Source organism: Shewanella sp. SG44-6 (assembly GCF_014164185.1).
Lineage (GTDB): Bacteria > Pseudomonadota > Gammaproteobacteria > Enterobacterales > Shewanellaceae > Shewanella > Shewanella vesiculosa.
On the sequence record NZ_JACJER010000329.1, the window covers coordinates 1 to 427 of the forward strand.

1 pseudogene is annotated in these 427 nt (G+C 43.3%); it reads right to left on the bottom strand.

Annotation, left to right across the window (positions count from 1 at the left end):
• Positions 1-118: 118 nt before the first annotated feature.
• A pseudogene (locus H5185_RS22465) lies at positions 119-427 on the bottom strand (dehydrogenase); the annotation flags it as partial.

Here is a 427-nt window from a genome sequence, read left to right on the forward strand (position 1 = left end):
TGTGACCACCAACGTGTCCGAATTCAGTTGGTTTGCTGATGTGTTATTACCTTCTAGCCACCATATGTTTGAAAAATGGGGTGTGCTGGATTCTATCGGTAATGGTGTTGCACAGGTTTCAATTCCACACCCCTTTTTGCACGAACTCATCCCATGAATTGAGCTTATCACCGTATTTAGACGCATCTTCTTTCCACAGCGGTGCGGTCACAAATCTAACCATCAATTTCGCAAACTCAGCTTCATCCGCCGCAGGTTTACCGGTTTCAGGGTCAACAATTTGTTCGTTAATATAACGCCAAGGTGCATCAAATCCTTTATCAGCCAGCTTTTTAGCTAACATGTAAGGGATTTCAGATTCATCGATACGGGTATCCCATAGACGTTTAATCGAGGGTTGTTGAATTGAAACCTGTGCAACACCATT